The organism is Mycoplana sp. BE70 (genome assembly GCF_031455855.1).
In the GTDB taxonomy this organism is placed as follows: Bacteria; Pseudomonadota; Alphaproteobacteria; order Rhizobiales; family Rhizobiaceae; genus Mycoplana.
Genome location: NZ_JAVDTM010000004.1, coordinates 401059 through 416817, shown reverse-complemented (window position 1 = coordinate 416817; position 15759 = coordinate 401059). Strand labels below are relative to the sequence as shown.

The window sequence follows — 15759 nt, the reverse complement described above, 5'->3', positions numbered from 1 at the left end:
AGAGAATGCGACTGCCGTCAAGGCAGGGTAATGCACTGGCGCGAAGCGGACGAGGATCGATGACCGCAGGCCCATAGGTAGTCGATTGGCGGCTGCATCCTTTCGGACACGGCGACGCAATCGTGCCGTGGGCAACGTCAGTCGAAGACGATGCGAAACCCGATGTGCCCGCAGGAGGTGTCAGGCGTGTTGGACGTGCGCGCGGCATTGCGGTACCGGTAGCAGTAGGAGCGGTGGCACAAATACGACCCGCCCTTCAGAACCTTGCGGTTTTCGCGGCGCGCGATCAGATTTCTTTCCCGCGCAGCCTTTTTGAGCGACCGAACTTGAAAGGTTTCGGCGCACCATTCCCAAACATTTCCCACCATGTTGTAGAGGCCGTAGCCATTTGGTGCGAAGCTGTCCACGGGGGCGGTGCCGGCAAAGCCATCGGCAACCGTGTTCCGTGTCGGGAAAGCTCCCTGCCAGATGTTGCAGCGTTCCGCACGAGCATCTGTTGGTTCCTCGTCGCCCCAAGGGAAACGCTGCCGTTCCAGCCCACCGCGAGAGGCAAACTCCCATTCCGCCTCCATCGGCAATCTGCCTCCAGCCCAGGCTGCGAACGCCGCAGCGTCTTTCCACGATACGTGCACCACCGGATGGTTTTCACGACCTGCTATCGTCGAGCCTTCGCCTTCGGGTGCGAGCCAGCAGGCACCCGGCACGTTGCGCCACCAGGAGGTTCCTGGCGGGGACAGGAAATGTCGATGCGTGTCTCCGAGAAAGGCGAAGAAGACGTAGGACCAGCCCAGCCGTTCGGCGTCGGTCACGTAGCCCGTTATCCGGACAAATTCGCCGAACCACTCGTTCGTGACTGCAAACGGATCGATCGAGAACGATTTCACGGTGACGGTGCGCGACGGTCCTTCGCCGTCCAACGGCAGAAGCTCCTCATCGCTGCCCATCGCGAAGGGCCCACCCGAAAGCCGCACGACCCGCGCAGGTGCGGGGTTTCGGCCCAGGACCTGCGGTACACCAGACGGTGCCGACATCGGTATCACGCTTGCGTTCGGTTGGACGCAGCATGTGTTCTGCTGCTGGACGCCTATGGCGCGTGGATCAGACCCGCTCAACCGTCAAGCCTCCGGCCGGATTGCTTGTCGAACAGATGGATGCGCTCCGGTTGCGGCGAAAGCGACAATCTGTCCCCCGCTCGCGCAATCGGCCGCTCGCGCGACAGGACATTCCAATGAGCGCCGGCAAAGGCGACGTAGAGCAACGTCTCCGGCCCGGTCGGCTCTATGACCAGCAATTCGCCATTCGCGCCATCTTGCGTGATTTCGACATGTTCGGGCCGAATCCCGTAGACGAGGCGGCGTCCTTCCGCAAAGGCGCGATTTGGAGGCAGCGGCAGCACCGTGCCGTCTTCGGTGACTGCCTTTGCCAAGCCGTTGTCACGGCGAACGGTCACATCGACAAAATTCATGGTCGGCGAACCGATGAAGCCGGCAACGAACAGATTTTCGGGCCGATCATAGATTTCCAGCGGAGCCCCGACCTGTTCCACGCGTCCGCCATTCATGACAACGACGCGGTCGGCCATCGTCATTGCCTCGATCTGGTCGTGCGTGACGTAGATCGAGGTCGTCCGCAATCGCTGGTGAAGCTCCTTGATTTCCGCGCGCATCTGCACCCGCAGCTTGGCGTCGAGGTTGGACAGGGGTTCGTCGAACAGGAAAAGTTGCGGATTGCGCACGATCGCCCGTCCCATGGCAACGCGCTGCCTCTGGCCGCCAGAGAGTTGGCGGGGGTAGCGGTCGAGATAGGGTTCCAGGTTGAGGATTTCCGCGCTCTTGCGAACCGCTCTCTCGCGCTCCCGCTTGTCCGCTCCCCGCAGCTTGAGGGAAAACGCCATGTTTTCGCGCACCGTCATGTGTGGATAGAGCGCGTAGTTCTGAAAGACCATGGCGATGTCGCGGTCGCGCGGCGGCACGGAGTTGATAAGGCGACTGCCAAGCGTAATGGTACCGCCCTGAATTTCCTCCAGACCGGCGATGAGCCGCAAAAGCGTGGATTTTCCGCAGCCGGATGGGCCCACCAGAACCACGAACTCACCATCGGGAACATCGAGCGAGACGCTTCGCAGGACAGGCTCTGCGCCGTAGGATTTTTCTATCTTCTGAATTGCGACGGAGGACATTTCTACTCCTGGGATTGCGCCCGCCGCTATGCGTCGGGCGACTGTGGTGACAACTGTGGGTACCCTGTCGCCGGGTCAGGCCAGGACGGGGGTTTCTCCGGGTGCCGGCGTGTAGGTGAAGCCCTTGATCTGTTTCACGGCTTCACGACCGCCGAGCGCGTCGATCCGCCTTTGCTGGTCGGCAAAAGCCTCCGCGGTAATGGCCGCCGGATCGCAGATGGCGGCGAGCCGCCGCGCGCCTTCCTCCAGGATGTCGCTGTAGGCTGGTTCGCCGGCGAGATCGTTCTGCTCCTTCGGGTCGCTTTCGAGATCAAAGAGCTGCGGACGATAACCTTCATAGTGAACGTATTTGTAGCGATCCCACCGCACCATGAAGATGCCGGTGATGGCGGCTGTGGCGTGGTACTCGCTGAACACGGTGCGGTCGGTTTCGTCCTGTTCGCGGGCGATCTGCAAAAGCGATCGCCCGGGCAATCGCGCGTCCTCGGGGTGCGCTTGCTCGCCGACCGCTTCGACGATGGTCGGAAAAACATCCACCAGCGACACGTTGGTCCGCACCCGCTTTCCTTCCGGAACGCCCGGACCCTTGAGGATCAACGGCACGGCTGCCGATTCCTCGTACATGTTGGACTTGCCCCAGAAGCGCCGGTTGCCGAGATTGTCGCCATGGTCCGCGGTGTAGACGACAACTGTGTCCTTCGAGAAACCTGTTTCCTCCAGCGCGGCCAGCAGACGTCCGACATTGTCGTCCTGGAACGACACCATGCCGTAGTAAGCGGCAAGCGCTGTTCGAATGTGAGCCTCGTCGCGGAAGTGGCTGTCATAGTTGATGTTTTCGCGCATGGCGGCGAGCACCGGATGGTCGCCCGCCAGGTCGCGCCCGGTCGGAAATGGCAACGAATCCAGCGGATAAAGGTCGAAGAACTCGGGCGGCGCAACCAATGGAAAATGCGGGCAAACGAAGGAGACGAACAGCGCCCATGGTTTGTCGCTGGGCTTTTCGGCAGCTTGCCTCAGCCAGCCGATCGCCGCGTCACGGATGTCCCGATCATATTGCAGGTAAGTGCTGTCACCGCGCCCCGCGTCGGTCGCCAGCTTGCTGACGGCGCGGCGGGGATGGTCGCGGATGATGCCCGAAATATCGCCTTGCCCGTTGAGGATGTGCAGCGGCAGGATCTGATCGGAAAAGCCCGTCGGGTCGGACGGATCGCGATAGTGCAGCTTGCCGACCGACACGGCTTCGTGTCCGGTTTGTTGAAGCCTGTGCCCCCAACTCGGCTCTTGCCCGGTATAGGGGCGCGCATTGTCCCAGTGGCCGGTCTGGTGCACGTAGCGGCCGGTGGCAAAGCTTGCCCGGCTCGGAACGCAGATCGGGTCGTTGCAATAGGCGTTCTCGAACAGCGTGCCCTGTGACGCCAACCGATCAAGATTGGGAGTATGCACGATGGTGTTGCCATATGCGCCTAGCACCTGCTTGGCGTGCTCGTCCGCCATGATGACGAGAATGTTGTTTGCTGAGCTCATGAAGAAGTCCTGTCCTTGCTTTTTGGAGATGTCATTTTGAGATGCCGCCGATCGTCAGGCCGGCGGCCATCTGCTTCTGGGCGAACATCACCAGGAGGAAGCCTGGGATGGTGACGAGGGTCGCCGCGGCCAGCATTGCCCCCATGCTGCCGGTGTCGGGGCTGGCGAACTGGAAGACCGAGACCGGCGCGGTCTTGACGTCCATGCCGCCGAGGACCAGCGCAAACTGGAAGTTGTTCCAGGAGAACACGAAGCAGAGGATGGCCGTTGCGATGATGCCTGGCCGACACAGGGGCAGCACGACGTGCCAGAAGGCCTGGACGCGGCTGGCGCCGTCCATCAATGCCGCGTCTTCCAAGTCCTTCGGAATATCCTCGATATAGGCGATCAGTATCCAGACCCCGAAGGGAATGGTGATCAGCAGGTGCGCGAGAACGAGGCCGGGGATCGTGTTGATGAGGCCCGCCTCCCGAAACACCAGCCACAGCGGGATCAGCATGGTGATGTATGGGATCATGCGGGTGAAAAGGATTGCCAGCGCCAGCTTGCGCAGTTTGTAGCGGGCGATCGTGTAGGCTGTCATCAGTCCACAAGCGATGCCGATGACAGTGGCAAATCCCGACACGACCAGGCTGTTGGTGATGTTCTCGACCAGGTCGGACTGTTGGATCACGTCCCGATAGTGCATCAGGGTCGGCTGGAACATCCACACGCCAGGATCGAAGAACAGGAAGTCGGGTTTGAACGAATTCCAGACCATGAACACAAAGACGAAGGTGAAGGGGGCGATCACCGCGATCGCGGCCGCATGCAAGACAAGCGTTCTGAAGTGGGGCATGACGTCCTCAATACGACCAGCGGCGGGCGCGTATTTTCAAGAGCAGCGCCTGGATGAGCAGGATGAAGGCAAAGAAGATGACTCCCTTGGCGGCAGCCATGCCCAGTTGCGAATAGGAGAAGGCGTTGAGATAGATGTTCATGTTCATCGTTTCGGTGGCTCCGTTCGGACCGCCTTCCGTCATCGTCATGATCGAATCGAACTCCTTGATCTCGATGATTGAGCGCAGCACCAGCGCGACCACGATGTGCCCGCGCATCAGCGGCAGCGTCACATGGATGAAGGACTGAAAGGCGCTTGCACCGTCGAGCTTGGCCGCTTCGAAGGGCTCGTCAGGAAGTGACTGGAGGCCCGCCAGCAGCAACAGTGTCATGAACGGGGTCCATTGCCAGACCTGGACCACAATCAGCGAGGGCATGGCCCAGCGGGGATCGCCGAGCCATTCCACCGACGAAAGCCCGAGCGAGACCAGCCAGTAGTTCAGCGGGCCGAACGAACTGTTGTAGAGGATGAGCCAGACAAGGCTGATCGCCGTCGACATGGCCAGCATCGGCAGCATGAAGATGCCGCGATAGAACCTGTTGCCCTTGAATTTCTGGTTGAACAGCAGGGCAATCGCAAATCCGATCACGAACTGCAGGATCACCGAGCCACCAGCGAAATAGATCGTTTGGAAAATGGCTGTGATCCAGCGCTCGTCACGAAAGGCGCTGACATAGTTGTCCAAGCCGACGAACTGCCTCTGGTCGGCGAGATAGAGATGCCAGTCGGTGAGGCTCGAATAGACCACCATGACCGCCGGAATGGCGACCAGTGCGATCAGCACAGCGACCGTCGGGATGTTGAAGATGACCGCAAGGTTGCGATCGACCCATTCCAGCGCCGCCCTTGCGGGCCGAGCACGTTCCGCGCGCGGAAAACCGCGCACGGAAGTGCCATGATATGCTTGGTCCACCATCGGTCAGGACCTAGTTGGCCAAGCCGATCAACTCGATCGGGCGGCGTTGGGCTTCGATCGGAGCCGATGGCTGGCCAGTTTGCTCTGGTCCCGTGAAAAGGCTGTCCTTCTCCGTCCTTGCGATCAGTTCATCGACGATTGCAGCTTGCTTGGAGGCTTCCGCCTCGATCGCGGCGCGCGAGCCGTCGCGAATAGCGACGTCGATGACCTTGCCGACGGCTTCGCGGACTTCGTTGATGGCGATTGCCGGCGGCTTCGCAAGTGCCCGGCCATACTGAACCGCGAGGCGGCTGGCTTCGCCCCAGGCAGGCGACGGCGCTTGGTAACTCGGGTCGACCCAGGCCGACTCACGGCACACGGGAGTTCCGTTCTTCTGCGCATAGAGGAGCTGCTCCTTGCCGGTGATCCAGGCGAGGAAAAGCCAGCTTGCATCCTTCTTTTGCGAAAAGCTCGATATGGCGAACGAGGTCGTCGGAATGTTCGGATAGCTGCCGGCCGGACCGCGAGGAACCAGGATCGTGGTCGCATTGCCGGCGATCCGCGAACGTGCCGGATCGTTGAAATTGTAAATATAGAAGTTCAGTTCGGACAGGATGGCGACCTTGCCGGACGCAAAGAGATTTGCATTGGCGGCGTGCTGATTGGTGAGAGCGGCCGGCGGCGCGTACTCGCGGATCAACCGCCCGTAATATTCGAAGGCGTCGATCGATTCCTTCGACGCGAAATTCGCGGTCTTGACGCCATTCTCCTCCCTGAACCAGGAACCGCCGAAGTTGCGCAGGTAGGTTCCGAAGCTCGCCGTGGCTTGCAGACCAGCGCCGCGGGAAATGAAGCCGTAGGTCTCGATGTTTCCGTTTGCGTCGCGGATTGTCAGCTTCTTCGCTGCCTCTTCCAGTTCATCGAGCGTTTCGGGGATCTTGACGCCATGTTGCCGGAACAGGTCCTCGCGAATGTGGAGAAGCTGTGCCTGGGCCGAAAAGACGAGGTTGTTGAGCGGTGCATCCTTCACGACTTTCGTGGTGGCCAGGCACCCCTTCGCCCAGTCGCCCGGATAATTGTAGTCCGCCGGGGTAAGCGCCGGATTGGCCAGATAACCCTCAAGGTTTTCCAGATAGCCGGCGACGGTGTAAGCACCGCCGCGTTCATCCATCTGGACGTTGAAGAAATCCACGCTCGGATCCTTGCCCGACAGCACGATGTCGAGCTTCTGACGCGCCTGGCTGTCGGCAAGCTTTTCAAGCCGGACCGTAATCCCGGTCAAATCCTCGAATTCGCGCAACTGCGGTTCGATGTAAGCGCTGACCAAAGGCCCTTCGTTCAGGATGCCGTTGATCGTCTGGCCTTCAAATTGCCGCCAGTTGAACTCCTGGGCGGCCGTAGATGCCGCGCTCCCGAGCACGAGTGAGACCGCTGCACCTGCGATGAGGCGTGATGGAAAATGCATCGTCGTTTCCCCAATTGATGATTTCTATAAAATTAATGGGAAATCGAGCGTTGGTAAGGATCGATGATCTAAAAGACGGTGCTTCAGGAGAAAAGCCGGTGCACGGTCGCGAAGTTTTAAGGCATCGAAATTCGACACGACGGGAATGAAGAGGCATAGAACGACGCCGCTCCTGCCCATAGTGAGAAGGGCACCGACGGCACCTTCCGGCAGAGGGTCAACGAGAATTCCTGCCCAGCAGCCGTCTCCAATCCTAATTTCAAAAGGTCAGGTGCGGCCGAGATGATTAAAACTAAACCATGGGCGAGCGTTACGACGGCGGATATTGGTGTCAGCTTGCTGCGGTCGTATGATCACTCGCGGGTTCAACGTTCCCGGTTAAGGAGTTGGCGAGGCAATGATTATATCCCGTCGCCATAAATTCATTTTCATCCACGTACCCAAAACCGCAGGCAGTACGATCTCCGCCTATCTTGCTCGCGAATTCGGGCCATGGGATATGCAACTCGGGTCCTGGAAAGATTCGCTCGATAATGGAGCGAGTGCAAATCGGCTGGCATTGATAGCTATCTTCTGCCATCTCTCTCCATTAAAGATCGCGAAAACGCTCGGCCGCTACGGCAAAGTCGATTCATTGGCCGGGGCTGCTCTCAGCCGTCGCTTTGCAGGCAAGCTCGCGGATCACTCAGGCGCACGCGAAATCGAGGCCTTCGATCCTTCTGCCTGGAAACAGTATTTTAAGTTCTGCTTCGTGCGGAACCCGTTCGAGCGTGCCGTTTCTCTTTACAATTGGCACTACAGGAAGTCGGAAACGCGACCGAGCTTCTCGAAAATGCTCCGCTTGATTGAAGAAGGTGCCGCCGAGAGGGAGCGTATTAACTGGCAATCCTGGCCGCTCTACACCCACAACGACAAGATCGTTGTGAATTTCGTAGGGCGGCAGGAGCGCCTCTCGGATGATCTACGCTTGATATGCGACATACTCTGCCTGCCGTTTGATGATCGCTTTCTGACAAGAGCGAAGGCAAGCCCAACGAGGCCCGATATTTGCAACTACTATAAACCGGGCGACCGCGAACGCGTCGAACGGCTTTTCGGCCCCGAGATCGAGCATTTTAAATACCGTTTTCCCGATTAGACCATCCGTGTCCTTGAGAGGAGTGGGGCTCTCAAAGCTCTGCGCACTGATGCGATTTCCGCTTCTGGTGCATTCCAGCGGTCAATCCAGCCGTAGTCTGGATCGGTAGGCCGATGCCAGGTGATCTACGCCCTTTCCAATCAACGTAACGGGCATGGAGGCGTATCCGAAGATAAACCCCGCGCGTTGATCCGTCGGAGCCGCGAACAGGCGTGAGATCGGATAGATGCCTATGCCTTCTTGCCTCGCGCAGTCGGCGAAACGCTCTTCATCGCTGGCCGCAATGCGGTTGAACCATACGACGACATGGAGACCCGCCGACGTTCCGACGATCTCGACCTCGTCGCCAAACGCGTCGGCCATAGCTTTGAGGAAAATCGCACGTCTTTCCGCGTTCAGTCGCCTCATCTTTCGAACGTGGCTTTCATATGCGCCCGTTTCGATCATTGAAGCGAGCCCCTCTTGCTCGAAGCTCGCGCTATGCCGATCGGTGATCTGCTTGCAGCGGACGAAGGGCTCCACCAGTGTGTCAGGCAATACCATGTAACCAAGCCGAAGTGTCGGCGACAGCGTCTTGGAGACGGTGCCGACATAGATGACTCGATCTTGACCGGTCATCCACAGCGGCGGAATTGGACGCACGTCATATCGATACTCCCCGTCGTAGTCGTCCTCGATGATGTAGGTGTTGCCGGCGACCGCCCATTCGATCAGGGCCTTCCGACGTCCGGAGGGTAAGACGCCACCCAGCGGAAATTGGTGGCTGGGCGTTACGAAGGCCAGTGCGACACCCTTCGGATCGGGAAGGCGGGAGGTGTCCATTCCGTCCTTGTCGCAAGGGATGGCGATGGGATCTGCGCCCGTCGCAAGCATCACGTTTCGGGCCATTGCATAGCACGGCTCCTCGAGAACGACCCGGCCTCCGTCATCGACAAGCACCCGCGCACACAAGTCGAGCGCCTGCTGGGAACCGCTCACGATGACGATCTGGGCGACATCGCATTCAATGCCACGGGCTCGCCAGAGGTAGCCTTGCAAGGTTTGGCGAAGGGCCAGATTCCCGGCTGGATGCTCATAGCCAAGCCGCTCTCGGTGCGCCAAAACTGCGGCGTTCAGGGCACGCCGCCACGCCAGCTTGGGAAAGTCCGATGAAGCGACGTCGCCATATCGGAAATCGTATTGAAGCATAGCCTGATCGGCGCTGATATGCTTCGGCAATGCCATTGCACGGGAGGCATAGGCGGACAGCTGGGGAGTAATTTCCCGAGTTGGCGGTACGGATCTGGCGTACGAAGGTCTCCCATCGGCTGTAACCGTTGGCTTTGCGCCCTGCCGCACCTGAATGTATCCCTCAGAGATCAACTGGTCATAGGCGGCCGTGACCGTGGTTCTGGACACGCCGAGCTCGTCCGCAAGCGCGCGGCTCGAGGGCAATCTGTCGCCCGCAGCGTAAACGCCAGACGTGATCTGATCGCGCAGAGACAGATAGATGCGGCGGGACGCACCGATCTCTCGTGAGGTTTTTCCAGACTGGACCAATGAAATATACCAAAACTGGCAGTGTATCTTGGTCCACCTGATGTGAATAATGCGTTCACGTCAAGGAGATGCTTATGTACACCCCACCTGCCTTTGCCGTGGATGACACGACCGAGCTTTATGAAATGATACGGCAATGCCGTCTTGCCAATTTCATCACGGCCACTCCCGATGGCCCGTTGGCCACACCCTTGCCGATGTTCCTCGATGAGGCTGAGGGAGAAATGGGCGTCCTCTATGCGCATCTGGCGCGGCCGAATCCGCAGTGGCAGGCTCCTGTCATCGGACATGGACTTGCAGTCTTTATGGGGCCGGACGCCTACGTGACGCCGTCCTGGTACCCCTCAAAAGCCGAGCACGGGAAGGTCGTCCCGACGTGGAACTACACGGCCGTCCAGGCAAGCGGACCGGTCGAGTTCTTCGAGGATGCCGACCGCCTGCTTGAGGTGGTGTCACGCCTCACTGCCATTCACGAGGCAGCACGCCCGCTGCCGTGGGCGGTCACTGACGCTCCCGAAGGTTTCATCAGTGCTCAGCTCCGCGGCATAATTGGCATTCGCATGCCCGTCGTTTCGCTGCAGGGGAAAAGAAAGATGAGCCAGAACCGCCCCGAGGCCGATCGTAAGGGGGTGAAACAGGGACTTGGCGATAGCCGCAACCCCACCGATCAGATCGTTTCTGGCATGATCCCGGTCTGAGACGAGCGATCGAGTTTTGAGTGGAATTCTGGAGTTAGCAATGATGTTTGAGGCCCCCGTGATCGACGAACGGATCAGCGAAATCGCTCCCGGTTTCAGAGCAATGAGCATTCATGTCGATGCGACAAACGTTGGACAAGGGAGCCTTCCGACCGGGCTTCTGTCGGATGTCTGCCAGTACGTTTTGCAGGGCGGTCCAGCTTGGGCTGACGCTCATTTGACCAGTTGGGCCGATGCCTATACCCGGTTCGGAGCAAAGCCCAATCGCACACCATGTTCGGCGCAATCGCTGAGAAAGCGGGTGTTGAAGGATGGAATAATCCCTTCGATCAATCCCGTCGTCGATCTCTATAACGCCGTCAGTCTCAAATATGCCATTCCCGTCGGTGGCGAAAACTATGACGCCTATGCTGGGATTCCGTTCTTGACCCTGGCCGACGGAACCGAGACGTTCGAGACCGTCATGAATGGCGAGACGACGATCGAGCGCCCCCTTCCTGGAGAGGTCATCTGGCGAGACGACGTCGGCGTCACCTGCCGGCGCTGGAACTGGCGACAGGGGACGCGCACCCGGTTGGAGGCTGCCGCTGGCCGCATGTGGTTCGTGTTGGAAAGCCTTGAGACAATGCCAGACGACGCACTTGAAGAGGCGTCGGATATGCTGGTGGAAGGGCTCAAGATGCTGATGCCTGATTGCTCGGTGTCAGCTCAAAGGATTGCCGCGTGAGGATGGGTTTGTCCGCTTGCGCCCAAAGCAGCCATCGAACGAACAACCAAGCTTGCCGCTCCCAGTGCCCTCCTGACCGATCAGTGACGGAGAATCCGTAATGCATGGCTGGTCGACTGCACATTCGATATAGTTCGGTTGCCGTTGCAAAATGGCTGGAGAGTTTGAAGTTGATTTCAATTCGCCAGAAGCCAGTAACTTTCAGTCTGAACCAAGCTATGCAACATTTTACTTCCGTCGGCTGCAATAAATAGGGCTGAAACAGTCGACCGTGCCGAACGACTTCATTTGGTTAGGTTCAGTGAGCCGCCGTTTGCAAACGGCTATAAGCCGGAAATTCATCCGGTCATTAGACTAGCTGACTCCCTTCGCCAACCAAGGCAACTGAACAGATTTTATGACAACGATGAAAGCCGTTTGCGCCTAAGCAGCCGCAAGGCGTTCCGCGTGGCAACTGGATCCAGACCGACCCGAAAAAGGGGTGGTTCACGATCCTGCGCCTCTATAGCCCACTTGAACCGTTTTTTACGAAGACTTGGCGGCCGAGTGAAATCGAACCCGTCCAGTGAGGCACTGCTTTATCCATGAAGCGGTCATGTCGCGGCTGTGTCGCGACATGACCGCTGAGAAGCGGCGTGCTTTATCTGACCGCCATAGGCGTTCAATTGTCCAGCCGCCGCACTATTGCGGTTTGGCCAGTCTAGCCTTGAGCGAGTCGACAATGCGTTGGGCCAGCGCCTGGTAGGCGCCGTCGAAATGGTGACCGCCGTCGATGCCGATCGCTTCTACGCCCTTGGTGGGGAGGGTCGGGCAAGGGTCGTCATCCTCGTCCCTGCCGTAGATGCACTGGACAATGCGGGGGTCGATCTTCCCGATGTCCTTGACCGGATCACCCATGCTGGCGCCGCTGGCAAGGCCAAGCCACCCTTCGACCGAGATCTCGTAATCGACCCGTCGGGATAGCGCCATGAGGGTCAGTTGCGGCACGCGCGCCTTGTCCTTTTCGGACAGGAGATTGTAGGTGGCAGGCAGAAGATCGGCGCCGAACGAGTAGCCGGCCAGCAGCACGTGCCGCACGTTCCATTCCTTCCGATAGGCCTCGATGATCCGCGCCAGATCGTCCGCCGTTTCCTGCGGCTTTCGTTCGGACCAGAAGTAGCGAAGGGAATCCACGCCGATCACGGGGATTCCCATGCCTTGCAAGGCGCCGCCGACCTCCTTGTCGAGATCGCGCCAGCCGCCGTCACCCGAATAGATGATCGCCATGGCGTCCATTGTCGGCCTCGTCTCGAGCACCGTAATCGGCAGGCCGAGCGGGTCGCCGCTGTCGCCGGACACATCGATGCGATCGGCGAGGATCTGCAAAAGGGCATCCGTCGCCGCCGCGTCCACGTCGTTCACGTCGATATCCGGGTGTGCCTTGGCCAGTTGTTCGACATGATCGCGGCCGGCCTGCGTGGCAGCCGCGGAGAAACGGACGGTAACCGCCGCGGGCAGGTCGCCATCAATAAAACCGTAGATGGTTCTTCCATCTCCGTGCGTCTTCGCGGCGGGCGTGCAGAGGACCTTGTCGAGCGGAATGCCGGCTTGCGGATCGATCGCGACCGCTTCGCCAATCGTTGCGGCAGGACTTTGAGAGATCATCGCCAGCGCCAACGCTCCGCCTTCGCCGACACCGGCGACGACCGGCGGCTTGTAGCTGGCAGCGCCGGTTGCGCGCTGCACCTGATGGGCCACCGCCTCCACGTCGGAAATCATGTAGACGCAATCCCCTGGATCTGCGCGCAGCGCTTTCAGGTAGGTTGGAAAGTCGATGCCGACGACGGCTGCTCCCTTCGCGACCAGCGCCTCGGCCTTCGCCTGCTCGACGGCATCCCAGCCGTCGGCATCCGATATCAGAAACACGTTGGCGCGCGGCTCGCCGTCCGGCAACAGGATGTGATCGCCAGGGATCATGCCCGTGTCGAAGGTTTGCGGCTGCTGGGCAAGAGCGCCGATCGGTAGCAGGCCCGTCACCAAGGCCAGAAGTAACTCTGGTGCTCTCATTTTTTCAGCACTCCCGTGATGCCGCCGCCAATGAGCAGTGTCACATCCATCAGCGCGAGAGCGGCTCCCGTGCTGTTCGACACGGCGAGATATCGCGGCTCCCAGCGCGGATGGAACTTCGACTTGAAGGCACGCACGCCCTTGAAATTGTAGAAGCGTTCGCCGTGTTCGAACAGCAGGCCGCCGATGCGGTCCCAGGCAGGCGCTGCCTCGCGGCGCGCCATTCCGGATAGCGGCGCCATCCCTAAGTTGAACGTCCGATAGCCCGCAGCTTTCGAATGGTTCAGGATGCTGGCGAAGAGAAAGTCCATGGTCGCTCTCGGCACCTCCTGGCTGAATCGCATCAGGTCGACGGTGGCCTCGATCATCAAGTCGGTCAGTAGCAACGTGGCGAAGGCAATGATATCGCCCTCCTTGCGGACCACCGCGACGGGTTGCGACATCACATAGTCACGCTCGAAGGCGCCGAGGGAGAATGTCTTCTCCCGCGTGTTGTGATGCGCGAGCCAGCCATCGGATATCGCCTGCAACTGGTCGATGATGCCGGCTACATCTGACGCTTCGACTATCGAAAAGGACAGGCCTTCGCGCACGCCGCGATTGAAGGACTGCCGCAGGCCGGAGAAGCCGCTGGCCTTCAGATCGAAGCGCGCGAGGTCGACGACCGCAAGCTCCCCGAGCTTGAATGCCCGCAGTCCGGCGTCGGCGCAGGAGGACAGCAGCAGCGGCGAGAGCTGGTAGAAGGCCGCGCGCCCGCCGCCCGTCCGTGCAGTCTCGACGAACTGCCAGACCAGTTCGTCGAAATCCTCCTTCGCGCCGACTGGATCGGTCAGCGCGATCCACGAGCGCCCCTGGATGCCATACATGATGAAGGCGTTACCCGACTGGGAGAACAGGATGCTCTTGTCGCCCATCCTGACGAGGTTTGCGTCGGCAACGCCCTGCCTCGCGACGATATCGATGGCGCGCGCTATCTCCTTGGGGGCGGGCGGTTTTGGTCGATAGGCTGCCGGGCGCAGCAGACTGAAGATTGCGACCACCGAGGCGCCGATCGAAAGACCGAGCAACGCGCGCAGGCCTCGCGGCGCTCCTTGCGAAAACTCGAACTGCCACCAGAGTTCATGGGTGTACTCGGTGTCGCGGTAGATGAACAGCAAGATGACGAGGGCGGCCACGATGATGACGGCAATCGCGGCGAGCCAGGTGGGGCCGAGCGCTTGCCTGATCAGCGATGCCGGCCGGGTGAAGCGGCCAGCGTTGAAGAGCAGGGCGATGATGAACAGCGCCAGCAGCGCAGCCTCGAAAACCGCAATCGCCTTGAGAAAGGCGAGGACAAGTGCCGCCGCGGCGCAGACGAGTGCCATCCACCAGGCACCGTCCAGCCGCAGCCCGAGGCCACGCGATGTCACGAACAAGCCGAGGCCCAACAGGCTCGAAATGAAGTGGGCCGCTTCCACGATGGGCAAAGGCAGAATCGTCGCGAGAAAGTCGAGGTCGGCATCGGGCGTCGGCACCACGCTCGAGAAGATCAGCATCGTTCCGAGCAGCAGGGAAAATGCGGAAAGCAGGGCGGGCGACAGCCGCATCGCGATCTGTCCGACCTCGGCAGCAAACGGTCTCGACGCGAGCTGGCGCATCTCGCTGACCAGCATCAGGACGACGGCCAGAAGTAGCGGCAGGACGTAGTAGATGAGCCGGTACAGCACGAGGCTGCCAAGGAGTTGGTCGACGCTGATGGCGTTCGAGAGGCCCGCCATGATCACCGTTTCGAAAACACCCAGGCCGGCCGGCATGTGGCTGAGCACGCCGATGCCGACAGCGGTCGCATAGATTGCCAGGAACGTCGGCCAACTGACGTGTGTCTCCGGCAAGAGGACATAGAGCGCGGAGGCGGAAGCTGCGATATCCAAGGCCGAGACGAGAAACTGGCGGGACGATGTCCGGCTGTCGGGCAAGCGCAGGGTGAAGCCCTTGAGCTGAACGGTCCTGCCGTTGCGCGACAGGAACAGGACGAGCCCCATGACTGCAACGACCGCGAGGGCCGCCCCCTGCAGCCAGGCCGGGTTCATGCCGATCGTGCGTGAGATCTGCGGGGCCACGGTCAGTGTCGACAATGCGCTGACCATCAGGAGCCCGAGGCCGAATGACAGGGTGACGAAAGCGATGACGCGGGCGATTTCGCCGGGCGCGAGGCCGAGCCGCGAATAGGCGCGGAAGCGGATGGCCCCGCCGCTCAGGGGTCCGAAGCCGACCGTGTTTCCGACAGCATAGGCAACGAACGCACTCGCCGCCACGGACGGCAAAGGCAGCTTGCGTCCGATGTAGTCCAGCGCGTTGATGTCGTAGAAGACGAGGGCTACAAAGCTCAAGCCTGTGAAGAAGATGGCAAGCGCAATGGCGGACCACGGCGTCGCCGTCAGGGCTGCCAGCACATCCTCATAACGGACCTCCGAAGTCAGCCGGTAGATGGCCGCCGCTACCAGGCCGGAGACGGCGATGACGCTTGCCGCCGTTACATACAGCCGATACCGGATGAAGAATTGACCGACCTGGCCGTTGGAAAGTTCGCCCGCCGAATGGCTTTCAGTTGTCATTGCCCTTTTGTCTCACATCCTGGAAATCGATCGGTGTGCGCATCAGGCCATCGCATTAGGGAAATGCCTCGCGA

12 protein-coding genes and 1 pseudogene are annotated in these 15759 nt (G+C 60.2%); 4 read left to right on the top strand and 9 right to left on the bottom strand.

The annotated features are described in order from the left end of the window. Window positions 1–137: 137 nt before the first annotated feature. From J2Y48_RS10390 to J2Y48_RS10365, 6 genes are all read right to left on the bottom strand, one after another. Window positions 138–944 (bottom strand): formylglycine-generating enzyme family protein, encoded by an 807-nt coding sequence (locus tag J2Y48_RS10390; protein WP_405030202.1) that lies wholly within the window; start codon window positions 942–944, stop codon window positions 138–140. Between the two features lie 164 nt (window positions 945–1108). Further along, window positions 1109–2179 (bottom strand): sn-glycerol-3-phosphate ABC transporter ATP-binding protein UgpC, encoded by a 1071-nt coding sequence (locus J2Y48_RS10385; protein ID WP_310416743.1) that lies wholly within the window; start codon window positions 2177–2179, stop codon window positions 1109–1111. Between the two features lie 75 nt (window positions 2180–2254). Then, a complete protein-coding gene (locus tag J2Y48_RS10380) occupies window positions 2255–3703 on the bottom strand; it encodes a sulfatase-like hydrolase/transferase (protein WP_310416740.1) in 1449 nt (482 codons plus the stop codon). A gap of 31 nt (window positions 3704–3734) precedes the next feature. Continuing rightward, window positions 3735–4541 (bottom strand): carbohydrate ABC transporter permease, encoded by an 807-nt coding sequence (locus J2Y48_RS10375; RefSeq protein WP_310416738.1) that lies wholly within the window; start codon window positions 4539–4541, stop codon window positions 3735–3737. 7 nt (window positions 4542–4548) lie between these two features. After that, window positions 4549–5499 (bottom strand): sugar ABC transporter permease, encoded by a 951-nt coding sequence (locus tag J2Y48_RS10370; RefSeq protein WP_310416735.1) that lies wholly within the window; start codon window positions 5497–5499, stop codon window positions 4549–4551. 10 nt (window positions 5500–5509) lie between these two features. Then, complete coding sequence (locus tag J2Y48_RS10365; protein WP_310416732.1) at window positions 5510–6943, bottom strand: extracellular solute-binding protein; 1434 nt, start codon at window positions 6941–6943, stop codon at window positions 5510–5512. A gap of 397 nt (window positions 6944–7340) precedes the next feature. Here J2Y48_RS10365 and J2Y48_RS10360 point away from each other — a divergent pair, with 397 nt between their 5' ends. Continuing rightward, on the top strand, window positions 7341–8081 hold the full coding sequence (locus tag J2Y48_RS10360; protein ID WP_310416729.1) for a sulfotransferase family 2 domain-containing protein: 741 nt from the start codon (window positions 7341–7343) through the stop codon (window positions 8079–8081). An 81-nt stretch (window positions 8082–8162) separates the two neighbouring features. On the opposite strand, the gene J2Y48_RS10355 is transcribed toward J2Y48_RS10360, so the two are convergent. After that, window positions 8163–9620, bottom strand: a complete 1458-nt coding sequence (locus J2Y48_RS10355; protein ID WP_310416726.1) for a PLP-dependent aminotransferase family protein — start codon at window positions 9618–9620, stop codon at window positions 8163–8165. 74 nt (window positions 9621–9694) lie between these two features. Here J2Y48_RS10355 and J2Y48_RS10350 point away from each other — a divergent pair, with 74 nt between their 5' ends. From J2Y48_RS10350 to J2Y48_RS10340, 3 genes and pseudogenes are all read left to right on the top strand, one after another. Further along, window positions 9695–10318: an FMN-binding negative transcriptional regulator gene (locus J2Y48_RS10350; protein WP_310416724.1), complete on the top strand. Its 624-nt coding sequence runs from the start codon at window positions 9695–9697 to the stop codon at window positions 10316–10318. Between the two features lie 43 nt (window positions 10319–10361). After that, window positions 10362–11045: a B3/4 domain-containing protein gene (locus tag J2Y48_RS10345; RefSeq protein WP_310416721.1), complete on the top strand. Its 684-nt coding sequence runs from the start codon at window positions 10362–10364 to the stop codon at window positions 11043–11045. Between the two features lie 416 nt (window positions 11046–11461). Next, window positions 11462–11614, top strand: a pseudogene (locus J2Y48_RS10340) (DUF1214 domain-containing protein); the annotation flags it as partial. A gap of 112 nt (window positions 11615–11726) precedes the next feature. Here the strand turns inward: J2Y48_RS10340 and J2Y48_RS10335 are convergent. Further along, on the bottom strand, window positions 11727–13091 hold the full coding sequence (locus tag J2Y48_RS10335; RefSeq protein ID WP_310416719.1) for an AcvB/VirJ family lysyl-phosphatidylglycerol hydrolase: 1365 nt from the start codon (window positions 13089–13091) through the stop codon (window positions 11727–11729). Then, the gene (mprF, locus tag J2Y48_RS10330) at window positions 13088–15685 is read right to left on the bottom strand and encodes a bifunctional lysylphosphatidylglycerol flippase/synthetase MprF (protein WP_310416716.1); all 2598 of its coding nucleotides are present in this window, start codon (window positions 15683–15685) and stop codon (window positions 13088–13090) included. Before mprF ends, J2Y48_RS10335 begins: the two co-directional genes overlap by 4 nt. Window positions 15686–15759 lie beyond the last annotated feature (74 nt).